Genomic DNA, 22602 nt, shown 5'->3' with positions numbered 1-22602 from the left:
AGCGCGTCCGGCACGCAACCATCATCCGTCGCCATCGACCTGAGTCGACTTCCACCCCGCCGATGACGACGCTATCCTTCATCCCATCATCCTGCCGAACGACGGCCACCCACAGAAGCCCTTGAACGCACCCACAGAACCCCATCGTTTCACCCTCGAACCCTTCGAAGCTCGCCGCTTCGCCAACCTCTGCGGACAGTTCGACGAGCACCTGCGGCTGATCGAACAGCGTCTCGGCCTGGAGATCCGCAACCGCGGCAACCAGTTCGAACTGCTCGGCGACGCCCGCCACACCCGCTCTGCCGAACGCCTGCTGCGGCGCCTGTACAAGGAGACCCACGGCGTCGACCTGACGCCGGATCTGGTCCACCTGTTCCTGCAGGAGTCGGGCATGGAGGAGCTGGAAGACCCGAGCGCCCCCCCGAGCGTCTCCCTGCGCACGCGCAAGGGCACCATCCGCCCGCGCGGCGCCAACCAGCAGAAGTACGTCAAGGCGATCCTCGACAACGACATCAACTTCGGCATCGGCCCGGCCGGCACCGGCAAGACCTACCTGGCGGTGGCCTGCGCGGTGGACGCCCTGGAGCGCGAGCAGGTGCGCCGCATCCTGCTGGTCCGCCCGGCGGTGGAGGCCGGCGAGAAGCTCGGCTTCCTGCCCGGCGACCTGGCGCAGAAGATCGACCCCTACCTGCGCCCGCTGTACGACGCCCTCTACGAGATGCTCGGCTTCGAGCAGGTGGCCAAGCTGATCGAGAAGCAGGTGATCGAGATCGCGCCGCTGGCCTACATGCGCGGCAGGACGCTGAACAACAGCTTCATCATCCTCGACGAGAGCCAGAACACCACCCTGGAACAGATGAAGATGTTCCTCACCCGCATCGGCTTCGGCTCCACCGCGGTGATCACCGGCGACATCACCCAGGTCGACCTGCCGCGCGGCACCAAGTCCGGCCTGGCCCACGTGATGGAGGTCCTCAAGGACATCCCGGGCATCAGCTTCACCCGCTTCCAGCCCAAGGACGTGGTGCGCCACCCGCTGGTACAGCGCATCGTCGAAGCCTACGAGCGCTTCGAGGAGCGCCAGCCGACCCGCCCCCGGGACGAGAACGGACGTCACCACGATGCTTGAACTGGATCTGCAGCAGGCCAGCACCGCCCCGGTACCGGCCGAGACCGACTTTCGCCGCTGGTGCGAGCTCGCCCTGCGCCAGCGGAGCGCCGACTCCGAGCTGACCATCCGTCTGGTCGACGAGCCGGAAGGCCGCGAGCTGAACCGGACTTACCGGCACAAGGACTACGCCACCAACGTGCTGTCCTTCCCCGCCGAGATCCCGGACGGCTTGCTGGACATCCCGCTGCTCGGCGATCTGGTGATCTGCGTGCCGGTGGTCGAACGCGAAGCGGCCGAACAAGGCAAGGCACTGGATGCCCACTGGGCCCACCTGGTAATCCATGGCTGCCTGCATCTGCTGGGCTACGACCACATCGAGGATGCCGAGGCCGAGGAAATGGAAGCCCTGGAACGTATATTGCTGGCTGAGCTGGGGTACCCGGACCCCTATGCCGGCGATGACCTGCCTGAGTCCCCAGGCGTTATGAGCAAGGAATCATGAGCGAAGATCGATTGAGCAACGGGCAATCCTGGCTGAGCAGACTCACCCAGGCCTTTGCCCACGAACCCCGCAACCGTCAGGAACTGCTGGACGTCCTCCACGAAGCGCACCTGAACAAGCTGCTCGACAGCGAAGCCCTGACCATCGTCGAAGGCGCCATCCAGGTCGCCGATCTGCAGGTCCGCGACATCATGGTGCCGCGCTCGCAGATGATCACCGTCAAGGCCTGCCAGTCGGTACGGGAATTCCTGCCCACGGTCATCGAGGCGGCCCATTCGCGTTATCCGGTGATCGGCGAGAGCCTCGACGACATCGTCGGCATCCTGCTGGCCAAGGACCTGCTGTCGCTGCTGCTGCAGGAAGGCACTCACGACTTCAACCTCAGGGACATGCTGCGCCCGGCCACCTTCGTGCCGGAATCCAAGCGCCTCAACGTGCTGCTGCGGGAGTTCCGCAGCACCCACAACCACATGGCCATCGTCATCGACGAGTACGGCGGCGTCGCCGGCCTCGTGACCATCGAGGACGTGCTCGAACAGATCGTCGGCGACATCGAGGACGAGCACGACGTCGAGGAGGACAGCTGGGTCAAGCCGCTGCCCAGCGGCGACTTCGTGATCAAGGCGCTGATGCCGGTCGAGGATTTCAACGAGTTCTTCCACTGCGAACTCTCCGACGACGAGTTCGACACCATGGCTGGCCTGGTGACCAACGCCTTCGGCCACCTGCCCAAGCGCAACGAGACCATCGAGATCGGCGACTTCCGCTTCCGCGTGCTCAACGCCGACAGCCGACGCGTCCATCTCCTGCGCCTGACCCCGCCGCGCTAGCCTTCGGCGCTCGCACCGGCCGGGCCGCACCGCGGGCGCCCGGCCGCCTCGCCGGCCGGCCATGACAGCCCGCCGCCCGCTCCGTTAAGCTTGCCGCCCCCTCCCAAGCAAGGACTTTCTCGATGCGCTGGATCACCCGCCCCGGCTGGCCGGGCAACCTGCTGGCCCTGGCCGCCGGTGCCCTGACTCCACTGGCGCAGGCCCCCTTCGATCTCTGGCCCCTGGCCCTGCTGTCCATCGCCCTGCTCTACCTCAGCCTGCGCGAACTGGCGCCGCGCCCGGCGCTGTGGCGCAGCTGGTGCTACGGCTTCGGCCTGTTCGCCGCCGGCACCAGCTGGGTCTATGTCAGCATCCACGACTACGGCGCGGCCTCGGTGCCCCTGGCCGGCCTGCTCACCTTCGGCCTGGTCGCCGGACTGGCCTTCTTCTTCGCCCTGCCCGGCTGGCTGTGGAGCCGCTGGCTGCGCCGCGCCGACTCGCCGCTCGCCGATGCCCTGGCGTTCGCCGCCCTGTGGCTGGCCATGGAGGCGTTCCGCGGCTGGTTCCTCACCGGCTTCCCCTGGCTCTACGCCGGCTACAGCCAGCTGACCGGGCCGCTCGCCGGGCTGGCGCCGCTGGGCGGAGTCTGGCTGATCTCCCTGGTGCTGGCCCTGTCGGCCGCCCTGCTGGTCAACCTGCCGCGGCTGTTGCCGCGCAAGCCGGCCCTGGCCGCGGCGCTGGCGCTGCTGCTCGCCCCCTGGGCGCTCGGCGCGCTGCTCGCGGGGCACGCCTGGACCACGCCGGCCGGCGCCCCTCTGCGGGTCGCCGCGGTGCAGGGCAACGTGGAACAGAACATGAAGTGGGACCCGGAGCAGCTCAGCGCCCAGCTGGAGCTGTACCGCGATCTGACCCTGGAGCGGACCGAGGGCGCCGACCTGGTGGTCTGGCCGGAAACCGCCGTCCCCATCCTCCAGGAGTTCGCCCGGGACTACCTCGCCGGGCTTGATCGCTACAGCGTCAGACGCGACGCCGCGCTGATCACCGGGGTGCCGATCCGCCAGCGCAACGCCCAGGGCGAGGTGCGCTATTACAACGGCATCACCGTCGTCGGCCAGGGCCACGGCGACTACCTCAAGCAGAAGCTGGTGCCGTTCGGCGAGTACGTGCCCCTGCAGGAAGTGCTGCGCGGTCTGATCGCCTTCTTCGACCTGCCGATGTCCGACTTCGCCCGCGGCCCGGCCGACCAGGCGCCGCTGCAGGCCAAGGGCTACCGGATCGCGCCCTACGTCTGCTACGAGGTGGTCTATCCCGAGTTCGCCGCCGAACTGGCCGCGCAGAGCGAGATCCTCCTGACCATCAGCAACGACGCCTGGTTCGGCACTTCCATCGGCCCCCTGCAGCACCTGCAGATGGCCCAGATGCGCGCCCTCGAGGCCGGTCGCTGGATGATCCGCGCGACCAACAACGGCGTCACCGTGCTGATCGACCCGCAGGGGCGCATCGCCGAACGGGTGCCGGCGTTCGAGCAGGCCGTCCTGCATGGCGAGGTGACGCCGATGCAGGGCCTGACGCCCTATCTGCGCTGGCGCTCCTGGCCGCTGGCGACGCTCTGTGCCCTGCTGCTGGGCTGGGCCGCGCTGCGCAGGAAAGCCGAGAGGGCCTGACCGCCGGCACGCGCCGAGGCAGGGGCGAGCCTTCGCCCCTACCCGCAAATCTCGGCGAATCCCGCGCGGATCTCCTCTTCCGGCAGGTCGTCGCCGATGAACACCAGCACGCTCTCGCGCGCCTCGTCCGCGCCCCACTCGCCGTCCCAGTCGAAGCCGTAGAGCCGTAGCACGCCCTGGAACACCAGGCGCCGCGGCTCCCCGGCGATCTCCAGCACGCCCTTGTAGCGCAACAGGGAATTGCCGTGGCGCTCCAGCAGCCCTTCCATGAAAGCGCTCAGCCGCTCGAGATCCAGCGCCCGGTCCGCCCGCAGCACCAGGGTGGAGATGCGATCCTTGTCCTTCCTGGGCAGCACCGGCCGCAGGGTCAGGGCCTGGCCGAAGTCGGCGTTCAGGTTGAAGCCGCGCACGTCGAGCAGTTCGGCGAGATCGATGCGACCATGCTCCACCACGCGGATCGGCGCCCGGCGGTTGATGCGCTGCAGTCGTTCGGAAAGGGCCTCGACCTGTTCGGCGGCGGCCAGGTCGGTCTTGCTCAGCAGGATGCGGTCGGCGAAGCCCACCTGGGCCTGGGCGATGGCCTCCTGCAGGTGGCGCTCGGCGTTGACCGCATCCACCAGGGTGATGATGCCGTCCAGCACGTAGCGGTCGCAGAGTTCCTCGTCGGCGAAGAAGGTCTGCGCCACCGGCGCCGGATCGGCCAGGCCGGTGCACTCGATGACCAGGCGGTCGAAGGCGATCTCGCCGCTGTCCAGGCGCTCCAGCAGCAGGAACAGGGCCTTCTCCAGTTCCACGTGGATGGAACAGCAGACGCAGCCGTTGGCCAGGGTCATCAGCTGCACCGGCTGGTCGCCCAGCAGCTGCCCGTCGATGGGCGTCTCGCTGTATTCGTTCTCGATCACCGCGATTCGCAGGCCGTGCTCCGCCTTGAGCAGATGACGCAGCAGGGTGGTTTTGCCGGCGCCGAGAAAGCCGGTCAGCACGGTGACCGGGATGGGAGTTTGGGACATCGACTGCTTCCTCCGAAATGACACGCGCCACGGCTAAGCGTGGCGCGCGGGTACAGCTATTGATCGGCGGCCTACCCGCCGAGGGGCGCGGGCAGGCTCAGCAGCAGCGGATCGGCCGCCCCTTCCCGCCGCCGTAGCGCGCGTCCTGACGCTCGCGGAAGAACTCCTCGTAGCTCATCACCGGCTGGTCGGGATGCTTGCTGCGCATGTGTTCGACATAGGTGTCGTAGTCCGGCATGCCCACCAGCATACGGGCCGCCTTGCCGAGGTATTTGCCCATGCGGCTGAGGTCGTTGAACACGCGCTCGTCTCCTCGTCTGGAGCCGGACCCGGCGCACGGGCCCGGCTGGATGGGCCGATCAGGCGCCGGGAATGGCCTGGAACGGGGTTTCCCGGTCGCTCCGCTCGGCCTTGGCCGAGGCGGCGAACGCGACCTTCAGCGAATAGAACAGGATGCTGAACACCACCAGCAGGAACAGCGCGCTGAGACCGGCGTTGGTGTAGGCGTTCATGATCACGTTCTGCATCTGGCCGAGGTCCTTGGCCGGGGCCAGCACCTGACCGGCGGCCAGGGCGGCCTCGTACTTGTGCGCCAGGGCCAGGAAGCCCACCGCCGGATCGGCGTCGAACAGCTTGATCAGGCTGGCGACGGTGGTGCAGATCAGCAGCCAGACGGCCGGCATCAGGGTGACCCAGGCATACTGCTGGCGCTTCATCTTGATCAGCACCACGGTGCAGAGCATCAGCGCGATGGCGGCGAGCATCTGGTTGGAGATGCCGAACAGCGGCCACAGGGTATTGATGCCGCCCAGCGGGTCGATCACACCCTGGTACAGCAGGTAGCCCCAGAGCGCCACGCAGCCGGCGGTGGCGATCACGTTGGCGGCCCAGGAGTCGGTGCGGCGCAGGGCCGGGACGAAGTTGCCGAGCAGGTCCTGCAGCATGAAGCGGCCGGCGCGGGTACCGGCGTCCACCGCGGTGAGGATGAACAGCGCCTCGAACAGAATGGCGAAGTGATACCAGAAGGCCATGCTGCTCATGCCCGGCATCAGTTGATGGAGGATCTGCGCGATGCCCACGGCCAGGGTCGGCGCACCGCCGGCGCGGGCCAGCACGGTGGTCTCGCCGATGTCGCGGGCCACTCCTTCCAAGGCCTCGGGGGTGATGACGAAGCCCCAGCTGCTGACCTTGGCGGCCACGCTGGCGACGTCGGCACCGACGATCGCGGCCGGACTGTTCATGGCGAAGTACACGCCGGGCTCGATCACCGAGGCGGCGACCATGGCCATGATCGCCACCATGGACTCCATCAGCATGCCGCCGTAGCCGATGTAGCGGGCGTGGCTCTCGTTGGCCAACAGCTTCGGCGTGGTGCCGGAGGAGATCAGGGCATGGAAGCCGGACACCGCGCCGCAGGCGATGGTGATGAAGAGGAAGGGGAACAGCGCGCCCTTCCACACTGGGCCGGTGCCGTCGGTGAACTGGGTCAGCGCCGGCATCTTCAGATCGGGGCTGAGGATCAGGATGCCGAGGGCCAGGGCGGCGATGGTGCCGATCTTCAGGAAGGTCGACAGGTAGTCGCGCGGCGCCAGGATCAGCCACACCGGCAGCACCGCGGCGACGAAGCCGTAGCCGATCAGCATCCAGGTGATCTGCACGCCGTCGAAGGAGAACACCTCGCTCCAGTACGGGTCGGTGGAGATCGCCCCGCCGAGCCAGATGGAACCGAGCAGCAGGGCGATGCCGATCACCGAGATCTCGCCGATCCGGCCCGGACGGATGTAGCGCATGTAGACGCCCATGAACACGGCGATCGGGATGGTCGCCATCACCGTGAACATGCCCCAGGGACTGTGGGCCAGGGCCTTGACCACGATCAGCGCCAGCACGGCGAGGATGATGATCATGATCAGGAAGCAGCCGAACAGCGCAATGGTGCCGGGAACCGAGCCCATCTCCTCGCGCACCATGTCGCCCAGCGAGCGGGCGTTGCGGCGGGTGGACACGAACAGCACCATGAAGTCCTGCACCGCACCGGCCAGCACCACACCGGCGATCAGCCACAGAGTGCCGGGCAGGTAGCCCATCTGCGCGGCGAGCACTGGTCCGACCAATGGCCCGGCGCCGGCGATGGCGGCGAAGTGATGCCCGAACAGCACGTGCTTGTTGGTCGGCACGAAATCCAGGCCGTCGTTGTTGAGCACGGCCGGCGTGGCGCGCCGGGGATCCAGTTGCATCACCTTGGTAGCGATGAACAGGCTGTAGTAGCGGTAGGCGACCAGGTAGGTGGCTACCGCCGCAACGACTATCCACAAGGCATTGACGGCCTCGCCGCGACGCAGGGCGATGACGCCCAGGGCGCTGGCGCCGACCAGCGCCAGCACTACCCAGGGCAGATGGCGCAGAGGATTATTCTTATTGTCCATAGGGACTCCGAACGGATGGGCAAAAACGGTAGCAGACTGTTGAAAAATGCCGGGGAGACAGCCGAGGCGAGGCAAAAACGGCCGAAAAGCGCAGTTCACGTGCGTAAATGAGCATTTCGAGACGTTTTTAACGCAGCATCGGCAACGCAGGTAGTTTCTCAACAGACTGATAGAGCTCAGCCTCGCCATGGAAACCCAATATCCGTGCTTTGTCGATCCCTCGCGCCGGAAGCGGCGCCTGGGGACGATGGCGGGATTGATCGGGAGATGGCCTGGCGGGGGCGGCGCATTATAGGCAAGCGTCGGGACAACGCATCTAGACGAAATGGTCAGACCGCTTGCCAGTCGGCCAGCGGTATTCCCCGGTGGCGAACGCAATGCCGAAGTACCGGCTCGGGCGGCGGCCCGGGCCGGGAAGTGGCGGCGAAGCGGAAGGAGATGGGATCAGGCAGGCTGTCTGACGTAGCGGGCCAGCCGGGCGTCGCCGCGCATCACCTCGAGGGTGGCCGCCAGCACTTGCTCGCCGCTGGCATCGGCGCTCGGGAATATCCGCGCGAAGTTGTCGTGGGCGACCCTGGCGAAATGGGCCCGGTCGGCCTGTTCGACGCCCAGCAGGATGGCGTAGGCATCCAGGGCCTCGCCCTGCCCTTGGGCCATGTCCTCGGCGATGGAGTCGAGCATGCCGTTCATCGCCAGCAACGAGCGCCCGTCGTAGGAGAGATGGGCGCGGGAGGTGCAGCCGTTGGTTCCGGAGGTGACGCCGAAGGTGGCGTTGCCGGAGGTGCCGTTGGTGGTCATCGCCAGCACGTGGGAGGCCTTGCCGTTCTGCCCCTCCCAGATCATGTTGCCCCAGCCGCAGCCCTTGCCCCCGGCCGCATCGGCATGCGCCGCCATGCTGCCCGCGCTCAGCAGCCCCAGGACCAGTCCCTTGCCCAACAGACGTTTGTACATGTCAATCACTCCCTGTGATGATGGAAAGGCTGCCGGAAAGGATCAGCGACGGCACCGAAGCTGTCAATTTCCGCGATCCGCGGCGCTACAATCGGGTCGTTGCCAAGGGAGGCCCTCCATGTCCGATCGCTCCACCCGAATCTTCCTGCCCCCGCCGGTGATCTACCTGCTGTTCGTCGGCACGGCCTACGGCCTGGGGCGCTGGCATCCCCTGCCGCTGGCGGACAACGACTGGACGCGCTGGGCCGGCTGGGGCCTGATCGACGGCGGCGTCCTGCTGATGCTCTGGGCCGCCCTGCAGATGTTCGCCCTGCGGACCACGGTCAACCCCTATGGCAGACCGCAGAAACTGGTGGTCAGCGGCCCGTTCCGCCTGTCGCGCAACCCCATCTACCTGGCCGACAGCCTGGTCTACTGCGGCATCGCCCTGCTCCTGGCCAGCGCCTGGCCCTGGCTGCTGCTGCCGGCGCTGATCCTGTGCATGAACCGCTGCGTGATCCGCCACGAGGAAGCGCTGCTCGCCCAGATGTTCGGCGAGCAGTTCCAGGCCTACCGGACCCGGGTACGACGCTGGCTCTGAGGCCGGCTGGCGGTCATGCCGGCCGGTCGGCGTAGCGGGCCAGCCGGGGATCCTGGCGCATCACCTGGAGCGTGGCGTCGAGGACCTCCTCACCGGTCACGTCCTGCCGGCTGAAGATCCGTCCGAAGTTGTCGTGGGTGACTCTGGCGAAATGCGCCCGGTCGACCTGTTCGACGCCCAGCAAGGTCGCGTAGGCATCCAGAGCCTCGCCCTGCCCCTGGGCCATGTCCTCGGCGATGGAGTCGAGCATGCCGGCCAGATTGAGCCAGGACTTGCCGCCGTAGCGGATCGTCTTGCTGGTGTCGCAGCCATTGGTGCCGGAGGTCATGCCGAAGGTGGCGTTGCCGGAGGTCATGTTGGTGGTGCTCGCCAGCAGGTAGGGCGGCAGGCCGTGCTTGCCTTCCCAGACCATGTTGCCCCAGCCGCAACCGCCGCCTCCGGTTCCCGTGTCCCCCTCGCGCGTCGCGGCGACCGCCGCCATGCCGGTGGTGCAGAGCAAGCCCAAGGCCAGCGCTTTGACAGGTATCGAAGTGTTCATTTTTCCTTTCCTTGAAAGAAGGATGGCGATACCCGTAAAGGATTGGCGCCACCCCAGACACTGTCAAAACCGCTCGCGACCTTCCGTCCGGTCCTGCCCTGCGCTACTCGAACAGCGCGTCGAGCGCCTGCTCCAGGCGCGTCACCGGGATCACCTGGAGATCCCCCGGCGCCTCCTTGGGCGCGTTGCCGCGCGGCACGATGGCGCGCTTGAAACCGTGCTTGGCGGCTTCCTTCAGGCGCTCCTGGCCGCTCGGCACCGGACGGATCTCGCCGGACAGGCCGATCTCGCCGAATACCAGCAGATCGTGGGGCAGCGGCCGGTTGCGCAGACTGGAGATCACCGCCGCCATCAGCGCCAGGTCCGAGGCCGTCTCCAGCACCTTGACCCCGCCGACCACGTTGAGGAACACGTCCTGATCATAGGTGGGAATACCGCCGTGGCGGTGCAGCACGGCCAGCAGCATGGCCAGGCGGTTCTGGTCCAGCCCCAGGGTGACCCGCCGCGGGTTGGCCAGATGGCTGGTGTCGACCAGCGCCTGCACCTCCACCAGCATCGGCCGCGAACCCTCCCAGGTGGCCATAACCACGCTGCCCGGCACCGACTCCTGGGCGCGGGTGAGGAAGATCGCCGAAGGGTTAGAGACCTCCTTGAGGCCCTTGTCGGTCATGCCGAACACGCCCAGTTCGTTGACCGCGCCGAAACGGTTCTTCACCGCCCGCAGCAGGCGCAGGCGGCCGTCCGATTCGCCCTCGAAATAGAGCACGGTGTCGACCATGTGCTCCAGCACCCGGGGGCCGGCCAGGGCGCCTTCCTTGGTGACGTGGCCGACCAGGAACACCGCCGTGCCGCTCTGCTTGGCGAAGCGCACCAGCAGTGCCGCGCTCTCGCGCACCTGGGCCACGCCGCCGGGGGCCGACTGCAGCTGCTCGGTGAAGATGGTCTGGATCGAGTCGATCACCATCACCTTGGGCTTCTCCTGGCGGGCGGTGGCGACGATCGCCTCGATGCAGGTCTCGGTCATCACCTTGAGCCGGTCCTGGGGCAGGTCCAGCCGGCGGGCGCGCATCGCCACCTGCTGCTGGGACTCCTCGCCGGTGACGTAGAGGGCCGGGAAGCGCTGGGCGATGTTGCACAGGGTCTGCAGCAGGATGGTCGACTTGCCGATGCCGGGGTCGCCGCCGATCAGCACCACGGAGCCGTCCACCAGGCCGCCGCCGAGCACCCGGTCGAGCTCGGTGGAGGCGGTGGAGAAGCGCGGCACCTCCTCGACGCTGACTTCCGCCAGGGTCTTCACCTGGGCCTGCTGTCCGGCCCAGCCGCCGCGACCGCTCGGCGTCGCCGCGCCTTCCAGGAGGGTTTCCACCAGGGTGTTCCAGGCGCCGCATTCGCCGCACTGGCCGGCCCATTTAGGGAAAGTGGCGCCGCACTCGGTGCAGCCGTACATGCGCTTGGCCTTGGCCATGGGAGCTCCGCTCGAGGGAAAAGCACATGATAACCGCTGTCTGGATATACAGCACCATTCGCGAGGCGCAGCCGCGGCTTGATGCCGATCAGCCCCGGCGGCACGCCATTCGGTGCACACTGGCGCTCCCCACAAGAAGGAAGACGACATGCGAATACTGCTGTTCCTGCACCTGCTCGGCGCCAGCGTCTGGGTCGGCGGCCATCTGGTGCTGCTGCTGGGCGTGCTGCCGAAGGCCTTGCGCCAGCGCGATCCGCAACCGGTGCGCGCCTTCGAAGGCATCTTCGAGCGCATCGGCATCCCCGCCCTGCTGCTGCAGGTCGTCAGCGGACTGTGGTTGGCGAGCCTGTGGCTGCCCCACGACCTCTGGTTCTCCGACCTGCCGCTGGCCCGCGTGATCCAGGCCAAGCTGCTGCTCCTGGCCTTCACCGCCGCCCTCGGCGTCCACGCCCGGCTGGCGCTGATCCCCCGGCTGGACGCACAGAGCCTGCCGCGGCTCGGCCTGCACATCCTGCTGATCACCCTGACCGCGGTGGCCTTCGCCTGGGCCGGGACCGGGTTCCGCTACGGGGGGCTGCTGTAGGGCGTCAGGGCAAATGAGCCCGCCGGGGGAGCGGCCTCAGCGGCCGCCGGCACTGGCCGCCTTGAGCTTGTCGGAAATGCTGTCCTTCAGGGCCACCCGTTCGTGCTTGAGGGTCTGCAGCGCCAGGTCGTCCAGGTTCTCGGTGCCGCTCTCGATACGGCTGATGCGCTTGTCCAGGTCCTCGTACTGCTCCACCTGGCGGGCGAAGGTGGCGTCCGTCTGGCGCAGCTGCTTCATCTGTTCCTGCAGCTCCGGAAAGTCTCTGGTCAGGGAATGGGGTGCGACATACATGGGTGGCCCTCCTCTCAGATCCGGATTGCTTTCACCATAGCAGCCCATGCCGGCCCCTGCCCCACCCCGCGGAGTGCCGGCCCGGCGGCATTGACTTACACTTGACGGATCACCTGGGAAGCAAGGAGACAGCCATGGGGATGCTGAACGAGTTCAAGGCCTTCGCGGTGAAGGGCAACGTGGTGGATATGGCCGTGGGGATCATCATCGGCGCGGCTTTCGGCAAGATCGTCTCGTCCTTCGTCGGCGACGTGATCATGCCGCCGCTCGGCCTGCTGATCGGCGGGGTGGACTTCTCCAACCTCGCCATCACCCTCAAGCACGCCCAGGGCGACGCGCCGGCGGTGGTGCTGGCCTATGGCAAGTTCATCCAGACGGTGATCGACTTCCTCATCGTCGCCTTCGCGATCTTCATCGGCGTCAAGGCGATCAACCAGCTCAAGCGCAAGGAGGCCGAGGCGCCCAGCGCACCGCCGGCGCCGACCCGGGATCAGCAGTTGCTGGAGGAGATCCGCGACCTGCTCAAGGCCCGGAACAGGCCCTGAGGGAACGGGGACGCGCCAGACAGCCGCCCCGCCCGGCCGCAACCATTCAGATCAGGGCCTTCTCGATGGCCTGGATCAGGGCCGGATCGTCGGGCGCGGTGCGCGGTGAGAAGCGCGCCAGCACGCGTCCGTCCTTGCCCAGCAGGAACTTCTCGAAGTTCCAGGTGATGTCGCCGGGAAACTCGGCGCCCTCGCCCGCCAGCAGGCGGTAAAGGGGGTGTCGGCCGGGACCGTTGACCTCGATCCGGCTGGCGAGCGGGAAGGTCACGCCATAATTGAGTCGGCAAAATTCGCGGATCTCCGCCTCGCTGCCCGGCTCCTGGCCGGCGAACTGGTTGCACGGCAGGCCCAGTACGCTGAAGCCCCGGTCCTTGTACTGCTGGTAGAGCTTCTCCAGTCCGGCGTACTGGGGCGTCAGGCCGCACTTGGAGGCGACGTTGACCACCAGAACCACCTTGCCCTTCAACGGTGCCAGCGGCAGATCCTGCCCGTCCAGGCCGCACAACGTCTGATCATGAAAAGCACTCATGGGCGACTCTCCCTGTTTGAGACCAAAAAAGGCGCCAACCGGCGCCTTTTCTTCGTATTTTCCCGCTCAGCTTAGCAGCTAGCCATCAATGGTGATGACCGCCGGCGCCGTGGATGTGACCGTGAGCGATCTCTTCCGGATTGGCATCGCGCACGTCGACCACCTTGACCTTGAAGTTCAGGCGCTGGCCGGCCAGCGGGTGGTTGCCGTCGACAATCACGTCGTCGCCGTCCAGATCGCGGATGGTGACGATCTGCATGCTGCCGTCCGGGCCCGAGGCATGGAACTGCATGCCCACGGCCAGTTCGTCGACGCCTTCGAACATGGCGCGGTTGAGGGTGGCGACCAGTTCCGGGCTGTACTCGCCGTAGGCTTCCGCCGGCTCGACGGAGACGTTCAGCTCGTCGCCGGTCTGCTTGCCTTCCAGAGCCTTCTCCAGACCGACGATAATGTTGTTGGCACCGTGCAGATAGACCAGCGGCTGACCGCCGGCAGAGCTGTCGAGCACCTCACCGGAATCATTGGTCAGGGTATAGTCGATGGAGACAGCCTTGTTCGGGGCGATCAGCATGGGGGCGAACCTTCTGCGAGAATATGAGTAATGAAGAGCCGAGTTTAACCGCGCCGCTGCGGGAAAGCGAACCAAGCGTGGATGAGCGGGCCGGGCCGTCCCGCCTGGTGGAATTTCGTCAAGACGAAGAAGGTAACTGGGTGGCGGTCATGTCCTGCGGCCATACTCAGCATCTTCGCCACCAGCCGCCCTGGCAGAACCGCGCCTGGGTACTCGACCCGGAGCGACGCCGGCAGATGCTGGGCCGGCCCTTCCCCTGCGGCTGGTGCCTGAAGGCCGAAGAAACGGCAGACCGGCGACGGTCTGCACCAAAACAACAACCCAAGGAGGACTGATGGCCACTCGCAATATCCTGGTGATCAACTGTGGCAGTTCGTCGATCAAATTCGCCCTGATCAGCCAGGCGCATTCCTATCCCCTGCTCAGCGGCAAGGCCGAGCGCCTGGGCAGCCCCGAGGCGGCCCTGCGCTGGTGGCATGGCGACGTTCAGCAACACCGCGAACTGCCCGGCGCCGAACACCATGCCGCCCTCGAGGCCGTGTTGCCCCTGGTGGAGGAAGCCTGCGGCGGCCAGCTCGACGGCATCGGCCACCGCGTGGTGCACGGCGGCGAGCACTTCACCCAGTCCTGCCTGATCGACACCCAGGCGATCGAGGCGATCCGCGCCACCATACCGCTGGCGCCGCTGCACAATCCGGCGAACCTGCTCGGCATCGAGACGGCCATGCAGCTGTTCCCCGGCCTGCCGCAGGTCGCGGTGTTCGACACCGCCTTCCACCAGAGCATGCCGGCGCACGCCTTCCACTACGCCATTCCGCATTATCTCTATCGCGATCACAGCGTGCGCCGCTACGGCTTCCACGGCACCAGCCACCGTTACGTCAGCCAGCGTGCGGCGGAATTCACCGGCCTGGACCTCGGCGACAGCAGCTGGCTGAGCGCGCACCTGGGCAACGGCTGCTCGACCTGCGCCATCGTCAACGGCCAGAGCCGCGACACCAGCATGGGCCTGACCCCGCTGGAGGGCCTGGTGATGGGCACCCGCAGCGGCGACATCGACCCCAACCTGCACAGCCACCTGGCCCTCTCCCTCGGCTGGAGTCTGGAACGGATCGACCGCATGCTGAACAAGGAGAGCGGCCTGCTCGGTCTATCCGGCCTGTCCAACGACATGCGCAGCCTGGAACAGGCCAGGGTCAACGGCCATCCCGAGGCGACCCTGGCCATCGAGGTGTTCTGCTACCGCCTGGCCAAGTCGCTGGCCAGCATGGCCTGCGCCCTGCCCCGTCTGGACGGCATCGTCTTCACCGGCGGCATCGGCGAGAACTCGTCGCTGGTGCGGGCCAAGACCATCGGCTACCTGCCGCTGCTCGGCCTGGCCGTGGACGAAATCGCCAACGCCCGCTGCGTCTCCGGCGTCAGCGGGGCGATCAACGCCCACGGCCATCCGCGCCTCCTGGTGATCCCCACCGACGAGGAAAAGCAGATCGCCCTGGACACCCTCGCCCTGCTCGACCGAGGTGTCCACTAAACGAGGGATTCCCATGCAGACCTTTCTGATCGCCCCCAGCGGCTACGGCGTCGGCCTCACCTCCGTCAGCCTCGGACTGGTCCATGCACTACAGAGCCACGGCCTGAAGGTCGGCTTCTTCAAGCCGGTGGCCCAGCAGGAATCCGGCGACCGGGGCCCGGAACGCTCCACCGCCCTGGTCGCCCGCACCCACCACCTGAACCCGCCTTCGCCCCTGCCGCTCGCCCAGGTGGAGCGGCGCCTCGGCAAGGGCCAGCTGGACGAACTGCTGGAGGACATCGTCAGCCGCCGCCAGCAGATGGAGAGCGACCACGACGTGCTGGTCGTCGAAGGCCTGGTGCCGAGCGCCCAGGTCGGCTACGCGACGCGGCTCAACGGCCATCTGGCGCGCAGCCTGAACGCCGACGTGATCCTGGTCTCCACCCCGACCGAGGAATGCCTGGAGGAACTGCGCGACCGCCTGGAGATCCAGGCCCGCCTGTTCGGCGCCGGCCCGGACTCCCCGGTGGTCGGGGCGATCCTCAACAAGGTGCCGCCAGGAGCGCTGGCCGAATCCCTGAACCGAGCCGAAGCGCTGGGCAAGTCCCTGCGCCTGCTCGGCTGCATCCCCCGGCACGACGAACTGGGCACGCCGCGCACCTGCGACATCGCCGACCTGCTCGGCGCGCACCTGCTCAACGCCGGCGACTACCGCCAGCGCCGGGTCCAGCGCAGCCTGCTGTGCAGCGGCGGCGTGCCCGCCCTGCTGCCGAGGCTCAAGCCCGGCACCCTGCTGGTGACCACGGGCGACCGCCACGACGTGATCCTCGCCGCGGGCCTGGTCAGTCTCGACGGCGTGCCGCTGGCCGGTCTGCTGCTGTGCGGCGACCCGATCCCGGAGCCGCAGGTCCTCGAAGCCTGCCGTCCGGCCCTGAACGGCGGCCTGCCGCTGCTCAGCGTGGCCGAAGAGCCCTACGCGGCCCTGCAGGCGCTCGATCGCCTGGATCACGAGATTCCCCTGGACGACCTGGAGCGAGCCGAGCAGATCAGCGAATTCGTCGCCGCCCACCTCGACCAGACCTGGCTCCTCCAGCGCTGCGGCACGCCGCGGGAGCTGAGCCTGTCGCCGGCAGCGTTCCGCTACCAACTGGTCAGCCGGGCCCAGGCGGCGAACCGGCGCATCGTCCTGCCGGAAGGCAGCGAACCGCGCACCGTGCAGGCCGCCGCTATCTGCGCACAGCGCGGCATCGCCCGCTGCGTGCTGCTGGCCAGACCCGAAGAGGTGCAGGCGGTGGCCCACGCGCAAGACATCGAGCTGCCGGCGGGGCTGGAAATCCTCGATCCGGAGCGGGTTCGCGAACGCTACGTCGAGCCCATGGTCGAGCTGCGGCGGAACAAGGGCCTGGCCGCGCCCATGGCCCGCTCGCAGCTGGAGGACAACGTGGTGCTGGGTACCATGATGCTGGCTCTGGACGAGGTGGACGGGCTGGTTTCCGGCGCCGTGCACACCACCGCCAACACCGTGCGCCCGGCCCTGCAGCTGATCAAGACCGCGCCGGGCTGCAAGCTGGTGTCCTCGGTGTTCTTCATGCTGTTGCCGGATCAGGTGCTGGTCTACGGCGATTGCGCAGTTAACCCCGACCCCAGCGCCGAGGAGCTGGCCGACATCGCCCTGCAGAGCGCCGCCTCGGCGGAAGCCTTCGGTATCCCGCCGCGGGTGGCCCTGATCAGCTACTCCACCGGCGACTCCGGCACCGGCGCCGACGTGGAGAAGGTCCGCGAGGCCACCCGCCTGGCCCGGCTAGCGCGGCCGGATCTGTGCATCGACGGCCCGTTGCAGTACGACGCCGCGGCCATCGCCAGCGTCGGCCGGCAGAAGGCGCCGAACAGCCCAGTCGCCGGCCGCGCCACGGTGTTCGTGTTCCCCGACCTGAACACCGGCAACACCACCTACAAGGCGGTGCAGCGCAGCGCCAACTGCGTCAGCGTCGGCCCCATGCTGCAGGGGCTGCGCAAGCCGGTGAACGATCTGTCGCGCGGCGCGCTGGTCGAGGACATCGTCTTCACCATCGCCCTGACGGCGATCCAGGCCGCGGCTGCCGAAAACGCCGCCCCCTGACCGATCCGCCAGGCATCCCGCACCAACGAAAAAGCCCGCCGAACGGCGGGCTTTTTCTCAGGCTCTACCTGCGACTCAGCGCGGGGTGAGCGGCTGGGTGGTCGGCTGGGTGGTCGGCTGGGAGACCTGGGCGCCCGGCAACGGACGCAGATTGACCTCCACGCGGCGGTTCTGCGCGCGGCCGGCTTCGGTGGCGTTGCTCGCCACCGGCTGATCCGGACCGGCACCGCGGGTGGTGACCCGCGCACCGTTCACGCCCTGGGAGAGCAGGTAGTTGGCCACGCTCTGGGCACGACGCTGCGACAGGAGGATGTTGTGATCGCGGGAGCCGGTGCTGTCGGTATAACCGACGATTTCGATGCTGTTCTGGTCGTACTGCTTGAAGGAAGTCGCCAGGTTATTCAGCGGGGCGTAGAAGTCGCTGGAGATGTCCGCCGAATCGGTGGCGAAGGTGATGTTGCCGGGCATGACCAGAGTGATGTTGTCGCCCTGGCGCTGTACCTCGACGCCGGTGCCGGCCATCTGCTGGCGCAGCTGGGCCTCCTGCTTGTCCGCGTAGTAGCCGTAACCGGCCGCGGCGGTCCCCGCCACCGCAGCGCCGATCAGCGCGTTGCGGCCGTGGTGGTCGCCGGGGATCATCGCGCCGACGGCTGCGCCGGCCAGGGCACCCAGACCGCCGTACTTGGCGGTACGGCTCATGCCGGTCTGCCCGGACTGATCCTGATAGGGATTGTTGGTGGCGCAACCGGCCAGCAGGGACATGGCGGCCGCGGCGATCAACAGGCGAGAGGGAATAAACATTCGGTACTACTCCTTGGAATATTCTTCAGCCCTGGGCTAGGGTCGGTTAGACCACGGTAACGCCAAAAGATTCCGTGAGCCGTTCTAGGCCCGAACGAAAGGGTTCTCCCGCATCTCGTCGCCCAGACGGGTTTCCGGCCCGTGACCGGTGATTACGGTGGCCTCCTCGTCCAGGGTGTAGAGACGCTGCCGGATCGAGCGCTCGATGGTGGGATAGTCGCCGCCCCACAGATCGGTGCGGCCGATGCCGCGGCGGAACAGGGTATCGCCGGCGATCAGCAGCTTGGCGTCGGCGAACCAGAAGCTCATCGACCCCGGCGTATGCCCCGGCGTGTGCAGTGCCACGCCGCAGCCGCAGGCCAGCTCCTCGTCGTCCTGCAGCCAGCGGTCCGGCGCCGGCACCGGCGTGTAGGGCACGCCGAACATCTGGCACTGCATCTCCAGGCCGTCCCAGAGGAACTGGTCGTCCTGGTGCAGGTGCAGGGTGGCGCCGGTCAGCTCCTTCATCTTCCCCGCGGCGAGGAAATGATCGAGATGGGCATGGGTGTGGATGATGCTCACCACCTTCAGCCCGTGCTTATCCAGGCGCGCCATGATCGTCTCTGGATTGCCGCCCGGATCGACGACGATGGCCTTCTTGCTCACGGGGTCGCCGATGATGGTGCAGTTGCACTGCAAAGGCCCGACGGGGAAGGTTTCGCGGATGAGGGCGGGTCGTGCGGCGTCCATAAGGGCTCCAATGGAATCGGTCGCCCATTGTTGGCACAGCCGCCCTCGAGATGGCAACGCCCGGGAGGAAAGCCCCGCCAGCGGCGACGCCTTCGACGCCGGCCGCCTCACGTCGTTATGTCAGGGCGCGCCGCCTCAGTGGCGCGCCATGGCCGCATAGGGATCGAACGGGTATTCGACCATCAGACGGAACTGGTTGACGGTGCCCCCGGTGGAGCGGTCGCCGCGGTGCCAGGCCTGGCGCACGCGGAAGGCCAGGTCCTTGGCCGGGCCGCTCTGCACCACGTACTTCATCTCCACGTCGGTTTCCCGTTCCCGGTCGCCCTTGCCGTAGGCGCCGGCATAGGCGCCGTGCGGGTCGGCGTGGGTGCCGTCGATGCCGGTACCGTGCAGGTAGCGGGCCATGAAGCTCAGACCGGGGAAGCCGAAGGTGCCCATGTCCAGGTCGTAGCGGGCCTGGAGGGACCTTTCGCCGGGGCCGTTGAAGTCGGAGTACTGCACCGAGTTCGATAGATAGATCGAGTCGCCGTAGTTGGCATGGTCGCCGAAGCCGGCGTAGTCGAAGGGCTCGTCGCCGTGGACCTTCTGATAGGCCAGTTTGAAGGTGTGCGCGCCCAGGGTATAGGCGCCCGCCAGCGACCAGGCGGTGGTGTCGATCTGTCCCGCCTTGGCCCGCCCCTCGTCCAGGGTACGGTAGAGGTTGAAGCCGAACTTCAGCGCCTGGTTGCCGCTGATCGGCAGCATATAGCTGGCGCTCCCATAGTACTGGCGCCAGACATCCTCGAAGCGCGAGGCGTAGAGCGAGACGCTCAGGTTCTTGGTGACCGTGTAGTCGCCGCCGACGAAGCTGACGCTGTCCACTTCCGTCACGCCGTAGGCGGTCTTGATCGGATCGTGGTTGCCGTTGTCCTGCCAGCCGGTGGCGGCGGTGAAATGGCCAGCCTGGAGCGACAGGGCGGAGAGTTCCGAGCTCTGCAGCAGGAAACCCTGCGCCGTCTCCGGCAGGATGCGCAGACCGCCGGCGGCGAACACCGGGGTGATCGGCTGCATGATGCCGTACTTCAGCACGGTGTTGGACAGGCGCACCTTGGCGGCGCCGCCCACGTGGCTGAAGGAGTGGCTATCGCCCTTGTTGTCGATCATCACGTTACCGCCCCCGCGACCGTACTCGTGCAGCTTGAGGACGCCGTAGGCGAAGGCGTCCACGCCGAAGCCGACCAGGCCGCGGGTGTAGCCGGACTGGTAGTTGAGCATCAACGCATGGGCCCAGTCGCTCGCATCCTGGCGGCCCTCCTTCTTGTCGTGGTTGAAGAAGTAGTTGCGGTTGGTCAGCTTGATCTGGCCGTCTTCCAGAAAGCCCTTCGCTTCCGACTGTTGGCTCCCCATGGCTATTTGTATGTCGCCGCCAGCAATTGCCGCAGCAAAAAGACTCCACTTAATTGCTTTCATTCACATCGCTCCTTCTATCGAGATGCTGGCGAAGACTTTTCGGATATTCACGACGAGCACAGAGTTTGGAATCACCGATTCATGCATTTCCTGAAAAGCATCTTCCATGCCATATAAAAAGAGCCACCCAAACAGGGAAACGCACAACTTTCAGCCCTAAAAGAAAGCACTCACGCAATTTCATGCACCAAACTTTAATCATCCATCTCGATAAACAGCGAACTTAGCGGAAGCTGCGGCCAAGCAATCCGGCTGCCCACTTGGAGAAGTTGGCGATCCTTAGACTGTCAGACATGAGGCGGCGGCCACACCGCTCTTATCAAGGGACGAAAAAATAGCGTGCACGGAACCACCGACGGACACTCCACGGGGAATATCCGCAGGGCGAAACCCGAACGCAAAGAGGCACTAAACCCAGCAAATACAAGGATTTCAGCGACACAACCTGCCGCCACACGGGACTTGGCACCAGCCCCGCCGTACAATCGCCGAATATCTCGGGACATGCCTTTCCGGAACGGAAGGATGCCCCCTGCAATTTTATTGTTTATGGCAATACCGATGCAGCACGACAACCCGACATCAAGCCAAAGCCATGCGAACAAATACCAGCGGTAAACTTCAGCCGATTATCATCGACGCAAGAAAGACATAACCACGAGCAATTCCCCCAACCAAAAGAAGCCAGCAGTCAAAGTTAAAAACCACTCGAGCCAAACAACATCGAAGCCAACAACTTCATATCGAGAAACGTTCGAACAACCATTCTCTCAGCCGGCCAAAGGCACCAGTCTCGGCGCGATCATGTTTTCCGGCCGCAATATATCGGCGAGCAACTTCTCGTCGAGCAGTTGCTCTTCCCGTACAAGTTCCAGCACTCCGCGCCCGCTCTCCAATGCCTGTTTGGCGATACGCGTGGCATTCTCGTAGCCGATATAGGGATTGAGTGCGGTGACCAGTCCGATGGAGTGCTCGACCAGTGCCTTGCAATGCTCGGCGTTGGCGGTGATACCCACCACGCAGTGCTCGCGCAGCATGTCGATGGCACGCTGCAACAGGCGGATGGAGTCGAACATCTTGTAGGCGATCAGGGGTTCCATGACGTTGAGCTGCAACTGGCCGGCCTCGGCCGCCAGGGTCACGGCCAGGTCGTTGCCGATCACCTCGAAGGCCACCTGATTGACCGCCTCGGGAATCACCGGGTTGACCTTGCCCGGCATGATCGAGCTGCCCGGCTGGCGCGGCGGCAGGTTGATCTCGTTGAGACCGGTGCGCGGACCGCTGGAGAGCAGGCGCAGATCGTTGCAGATCTTCGACAGCTTGACCGCCGTGCGCTTGAGCATGCCGGAGAGCAGAACGAAGGCGCCCATGTCGCTGGTGGCCTCGATCAGGTCGGCGGCGGGCTTGAGCGGCTGGCCGCTGATGGTGGCGAGGCGCTCGACCGCCAGCTTCTGGTAGCGCGGGTCGGCGTTGATGCCGGTGCCGATGGCGGTGCCGCCGAGGTTGACCTCGGTGAGCAGCTCGGGCACCAGGCGCTTGAGGCGGTCCAGGTCCTCGACGAGGGTGTTGGCGAAGGCGTTGAACTCCTGGCCGAGGGTCATGGGCACCGCATCCTGCAGCTGGGTGCGCCCCATCTTCAGCACCGCGGCGAACTTCTCGCCCTTGGCCGCGAAGGCCTGGATCAGGCTGTCCAGACTGGCCAGCAGGGCATCGTGGGCGAGCAGCAGACCGAGGCGGATCGCCGTGGGATAGGCGTCGTTGGTCGACTGCGCCATGTTCACGTCGTTGTTCGGGTGCAGGAAGCCGTACTCGCCCTTGGCGTGGCCCATGGCTTCCAGCGCCAGGTTGGCGATCACCTCGTTGGCGTTCATGTTGGTCGAGGTGCCGGCACCGCCCTGGATCACGTCGACCACGAACTGGTCGTGGCACTCGCCGCGGACGAGGCGCGCACAGGCCTGGCTGATGGCCACGTGCTTGTCCTCGCCCAGGTGGCCCAGCTGGCGGTTCGCGTCGGCAGCGGCCTGCTTGACCATGGCCAGGGCGATCACCAGTTTCGGGTAGTGGGCCAGCGGCACGCCGGACAGGCGGAAGTTGTTCACCGCCCGCAGGGTCTGGATGCCGTAGTAGGCGCTGGCCGGGACCTCCAGGGTGCCGAGCAGGTCTTTTTCGATTCGGAAGGGTACTGCGGACGACATGACGGATTCGGACTCCGAAAACGCTGGGCAAGCCGGCGGCCCCGCGGGGCCGCGCAGCTGTTGGGTGGAGGGAGGCCGCCCGGGGACGGACCGCCCTCCTCTCTTACCGGCTGGCCGGCGTCAGTCCAGCTCGTCGAAGCACTCGGCGAGCAGGGCCAGGCCGTGGTCGAGCTGTTCGTCCGGCACGGTCAGCGGCACCAGGATGCGCAGCACGTTGTAGTAGG

General features: G+C 66.7%; 23 protein-coding genes. 10 read left to right on the top strand and 13 right to left on the bottom strand.

Annotated elements, in window-relative coordinates; translation table 11 throughout:
• Positions 1 to 121 precede the first annotated feature (121 nt).
• The 4 genes from ACFOJE_RS00115 (at position 122) to lnt (ending at position 4086) form a co-directional block, all read left to right on the top strand.
• Complete coding sequence (locus ACFOJE_RS00115) at positions 122 to 1129, top strand: PhoH family protein (RefSeq protein ID WP_377812191.1); 1008 nt, start codon at positions 122 to 124, stop codon at positions 1127 to 1129.
• Positions 1122 to 1613, top strand: coding sequence for an rRNA maturation RNase YbeY (gene ybeY, locus ACFOJE_RS00110; protein WP_377812190.1), 492 nt, complete (start codon positions 1122 to 1124; stop codon positions 1611 to 1613). Before ACFOJE_RS00115 ends, ybeY begins: the two co-directional genes overlap by 8 nt.
• Entirely contained in the window at positions 1610 to 2443 is an 834-nt protein-coding gene (locus ACFOJE_RS00105) for an HlyC/CorC family transporter (RefSeq protein ID WP_377812189.1), read from the top strand. Before ybeY ends, ACFOJE_RS00105 begins: the two co-directional genes overlap by 4 nt.
• Positions 2444 to 2565: 122 nt before the next feature.
• On the top strand, positions 2566 to 4086 hold the full coding sequence (lnt, locus tag ACFOJE_RS00100) for an apolipoprotein N-acyltransferase (protein ID WP_377812188.1): 1521 nt from the start codon (positions 2566 to 2568) through the stop codon (positions 4084 to 4086).
• A gap of 38 nt (positions 4087 to 4124) precedes the next feature.
• Here the strand turns inward: lnt and yjiA are convergent, their stop codons facing one another.
• The 4 genes from yjiA to ACFOJE_RS00080 form a co-directional block, all read right to left on the bottom strand.
• Positions 4125 to 5096, bottom strand: coding sequence for a GTPase (gene yjiA / locus ACFOJE_RS00095; RefSeq protein ID WP_377812187.1), 972 nt, complete (start codon positions 5094 to 5096; stop codon positions 4125 to 4127).
• A gap of 97 nt (positions 5097 to 5193) precedes the next feature.
• Positions 5194 to 5397, bottom strand: coding sequence for a YbdD/YjiX family protein (locus tag ACFOJE_RS00090; RefSeq protein WP_377812186.1), 204 nt, complete (start codon positions 5395 to 5397; stop codon positions 5194 to 5196).
• Positions 5398 to 5455: 58 nt separating this feature from the next.
• Positions 5456 to 7522: a carbon starvation CstA family protein gene (locus ACFOJE_RS00085; RefSeq protein WP_377812185.1), complete on the bottom strand. Its 2067-nt coding sequence runs from the start codon at positions 7520 to 7522 to the stop codon at positions 5456 to 5458.
• A gap of 444 nt (positions 7523 to 7966) precedes the next feature.
• Positions 7967 to 8473: a DUF3015 domain-containing protein gene (locus ACFOJE_RS00080; RefSeq protein ID WP_377812184.1), complete on the bottom strand. Its 507-nt coding sequence runs from the start codon at positions 8471 to 8473 to the stop codon at positions 7967 to 7969.
• Between the two features lie 118 nt (positions 8474 to 8591).
• Between ACFOJE_RS00080 and ACFOJE_RS00075 the strand changes: the two genes are divergently transcribed.
• Positions 8592 to 9053 carry a methyltransferase family protein gene (locus ACFOJE_RS00075; RefSeq protein WP_377812183.1) on the top strand — a complete coding sequence of 154 codons (462 nt, stop codon included), beginning with the start codon at positions 8592 to 8594 and terminating at the stop codon, positions 9051 to 9053.
• Between the two features lie 13 nt (positions 9054 to 9066).
• Here the strand turns inward: ACFOJE_RS00075 and ACFOJE_RS00070 are convergent, their stop codons facing one another.
• Together ACFOJE_RS00070 and radA are read right to left on the bottom strand one after the other, a co-directional pair.
• A complete protein-coding gene (locus ACFOJE_RS00070) occupies positions 9067 to 9591 on the bottom strand; it encodes a DUF3015 domain-containing protein (protein WP_377812182.1) in 525 nt (174 codons plus the stop codon).
• A gap of 103 nt (positions 9592 to 9694) precedes the next feature.
• Positions 9695 to 11056: a DNA repair protein RadA gene (gene radA / locus ACFOJE_RS00065; protein ID WP_377812181.1), complete on the bottom strand. Its 1362-nt coding sequence runs from the start codon at positions 11054 to 11056 to the stop codon at positions 9695 to 9697.
• A gap of 148 nt (positions 11057 to 11204) precedes the next feature.
• Here radA and ACFOJE_RS00060 point away from each other — a divergent pair, with 148 nt between their 5' ends.
• Positions 11205 to 11639: a CopD family protein gene (locus tag ACFOJE_RS00060; RefSeq protein WP_377812180.1), complete on the top strand. Its 435-nt coding sequence runs from the start codon at positions 11205 to 11207 to the stop codon at positions 11637 to 11639.
• A 36-nt stretch (positions 11640 to 11675) separates the two neighbouring features.
• Here the strand turns inward: ACFOJE_RS00060 and ACFOJE_RS00055 are convergent, their stop codons facing one another.
• Positions 11676 to 11930 carry a YdcH family protein gene (locus ACFOJE_RS00055; protein ID WP_377812179.1) on the bottom strand — a complete coding sequence of 85 codons (255 nt, stop codon included), beginning with the start codon at positions 11928 to 11930 and terminating at the stop codon, positions 11676 to 11678.
• Between the two features lie 134 nt (positions 11931 to 12064).
• Here ACFOJE_RS00055 and mscL point away from each other — a divergent pair, with 134 nt between their 5' ends.
• Positions 12065 to 12475: a large-conductance mechanosensitive channel protein MscL gene (gene mscL, locus ACFOJE_RS00050; RefSeq protein WP_377812178.1), complete on the top strand. Its 411-nt coding sequence runs from the start codon at positions 12065 to 12067 to the stop codon at positions 12473 to 12475.
• Between the two features lie 46 nt (positions 12476 to 12521).
• Here mscL and ACFOJE_RS00045 read toward each other — a convergent pair whose 3' ends face one another.
• Positions 12522 to 13004 carry a glutathione peroxidase gene (locus tag ACFOJE_RS00045; RefSeq protein ID WP_377812177.1) on the bottom strand — a complete coding sequence of 161 codons (483 nt, stop codon included), beginning with the start codon at positions 13002 to 13004 and terminating at the stop codon, positions 12522 to 12524.
• An 85-nt stretch (positions 13005 to 13089) separates the two neighbouring features.
• Entirely contained in the window at positions 13090 to 13575 is a 486-nt protein-coding gene (locus ACFOJE_RS00040; protein WP_377812176.1) for an FKBP-type peptidyl-prolyl cis-trans isomerase, read from the bottom strand.
• 23 nt (positions 13576 to 13598) lie between these two features.
• On the opposite strand from ACFOJE_RS00040, the gene ACFOJE_RS00035 reads away from it, so the two are divergent.
• From ACFOJE_RS00035 to pta, 3 genes are read left to right on the top strand one after another with little or no spacing between them, the layout of a single operon-like run.
• Positions 13599 to 13910 carry a DUF3565 domain-containing protein gene (locus tag ACFOJE_RS00035; RefSeq protein ID WP_377812175.1) on the top strand — a complete coding sequence of 104 codons (312 nt, stop codon included), beginning with the start codon at positions 13599 to 13601 and terminating at the stop codon, positions 13908 to 13910.
• Positions 13910 to 15106, top strand: coding sequence for an acetate kinase (locus tag ACFOJE_RS00030; protein ID WP_377812174.1), 1197 nt, complete (start codon positions 13910 to 13912; stop codon positions 15104 to 15106). The genes ACFOJE_RS00035 and ACFOJE_RS00030 overlap by 1 nt, the downstream gene beginning before the upstream one ends.
• Before the next feature lie 13 nt (positions 15107 to 15119).
• The gene (gene pta / locus ACFOJE_RS00025) at positions 15120 to 17204 is read left to right on the top strand and encodes a phosphate acetyltransferase (RefSeq protein WP_377812173.1); all 2085 of its coding nucleotides are present in this window, start codon (positions 15120 to 15122) and stop codon (positions 17202 to 17204) included.
• Between the two features lie 75 nt (positions 17205 to 17279).
• Here pta and ACFOJE_RS00020 read toward each other — a convergent pair whose 3' ends face one another.
• From ACFOJE_RS00020 to aspA, 4 genes are all read right to left on the bottom strand, one after another.
• Complete coding sequence (locus tag ACFOJE_RS00020; RefSeq protein WP_377812172.1) at positions 17280 to 18005, bottom strand: OmpA family protein; 726 nt, start codon at positions 18003 to 18005, stop codon at positions 17280 to 17282.
• An 84-nt stretch (positions 18006 to 18089) separates the two neighbouring features.
• On the bottom strand, positions 18090 to 18734 hold the full coding sequence (locus tag ACFOJE_RS00015; protein WP_377812171.1) for an MBL fold metallo-hydrolase: 645 nt from the start codon (positions 18732 to 18734) through the stop codon (positions 18090 to 18092).
• A gap of 135 nt (positions 18735 to 18869) precedes the next feature.
• The gene (locus ACFOJE_RS00010) at positions 18870 to 20183 is read right to left on the bottom strand and encodes an OprD family porin (protein WP_377812170.1); all 1314 of its coding nucleotides are present in this window, start codon (positions 20181 to 20183) and stop codon (positions 18870 to 18872) included.
• 770 nt (positions 20184 to 20953) lie between these two features.
• Positions 20954 to 22378, bottom strand: a complete 1425-nt coding sequence (aspA, locus tag ACFOJE_RS00005) for an aspartate ammonia-lyase (RefSeq protein WP_377812169.1) — start codon at positions 22376 to 22378, stop codon at positions 20954 to 20956.
• Positions 22379 to 22602 lie beyond the last annotated feature (224 nt).

The sequence above is a fragment of the Azotobacter bryophylli genome (assembly GCF_042643485.1).
GTDB classification, from domain to species: Bacteria; Pseudomonadota; Gammaproteobacteria; order Pseudomonadales; family Pseudomonadaceae; genus Azotobacter; species Azotobacter bryophylli.
Note: the sequence above shows the minus strand (reverse complement) of the source record. Positions and strands in the feature narration are given on the sequence as shown.

Coding starts and splice junctions, on each gene's coding strand:
- ybeY (WP_377812190.1), top strand. CDS start 1,122: ATGCTTGAACTGGATCTGCAGCAGGCCAGCACCGCCCCGGTACCGGCC.
- ACFOJE_RS00105 (WP_377812189.1), top strand. CDS start 1,610: ATGAGCGAAGATCGATTGAGCAACGGGCAATCCTGGCTGAGCAGACTC.
- lnt (WP_377812188.1), top strand. CDS start 2,566: ATGCGCTGGATCACCCGCCCCGGCTGGCCGGGCAACCTGCTGGCCCTG.
- yjiA (WP_377812187.1), bottom strand. CDS start 5,096: ATGTCCCAAACTCCCATCCCGGTCACCGTGCTGACCGGCTTTCTCGGC.
- ACFOJE_RS00085 (WP_377812185.1), bottom strand. CDS start 7,522: ATGGACAATAAGAATAATCCTCTGCGCCATCTGCCCTGGGTAGTGCTG.
- ACFOJE_RS00080 (WP_377812184.1), bottom strand. CDS start 8,473: ATGTACAAACGTCTGTTGGGCAAGGGACTGGTCCTGGGGCTGCTGAGC.
- ACFOJE_RS00075 (WP_377812183.1), top strand. CDS start 8,592: ATGTCCGATCGCTCCACCCGAATCTTCCTGCCCCCGCCGGTGATCTAC.
- ACFOJE_RS00070 (WP_377812182.1), bottom strand. CDS start 9,591: ATGAACACTTCGATACCTGTCAAAGCGCTGGCCTTGGGCTTGCTCTGC.
- radA (WP_377812181.1), bottom strand. CDS start 11,056: ATGGCCAAGGCCAAGCGCATGTACGGCTGCACCGAGTGCGGCGCCACT.
- ACFOJE_RS00060 (WP_377812180.1), top strand. CDS start 11,205: ATGCGAATACTGCTGTTCCTGCACCTGCTCGGCGCCAGCGTCTGGGTC.
- ACFOJE_RS00055 (WP_377812179.1), bottom strand. CDS start 11,930: ATGTATGTCGCACCCCATTCCCTGACCAGAGACTTTCCGGAGCTGCAG.
- mscL (WP_377812178.1), top strand. CDS start 12,065: ATGGGGATGCTGAACGAGTTCAAGGCCTTCGCGGTGAAGGGCAACGTG.
- ACFOJE_RS00045 (WP_377812177.1), bottom strand. CDS start 13,004: ATGAGTGCTTTTCATGATCAGACGTTGTGCGGCCTGGACGGGCAGGAT.
- ACFOJE_RS00040 (WP_377812176.1), bottom strand. CDS start 13,575: ATGCTGATCGCCCCGAACAAGGCTGTCTCCATCGACTATACCCTGACC.
- ACFOJE_RS00035 (WP_377812175.1), top strand. CDS start 13,599: ATGAGTAATGAAGAGCCGAGTTTAACCGCGCCGCTGCGGGAAAGCGAA.
- ACFOJE_RS00030 (WP_377812174.1), top strand. CDS start 13,910: ATGGCCACTCGCAATATCCTGGTGATCAACTGTGGCAGTTCGTCGATC.
- pta (WP_377812173.1), top strand. CDS start 15,120: ATGCAGACCTTTCTGATCGCCCCCAGCGGCTACGGCGTCGGCCTCACC.
- ACFOJE_RS00020 (WP_377812172.1), bottom strand. CDS start 18,005: ATGTTTATTCCCTCTCGCCTGTTGATCGCCGCGGCCGCCATGTCCCTG.
- ACFOJE_RS00015 (WP_377812171.1), bottom strand. CDS start 18,734: ATGGACGCCGCACGACCCGCCCTCATCCGCGAAACCTTCCCCGTCGGG.
- ACFOJE_RS00010 (WP_377812170.1), bottom strand. CDS start 20,183: ATGAAAGCAATTAAGTGGAGTCTTTTTGCTGCGGCAATTGCTGGCGGC.
- aspA (WP_377812169.1), bottom strand. CDS start 22,378: ATGTCGTCCGCAGTACCCTTCCGAATCGAAAAAGACCTGCTCGGCACC.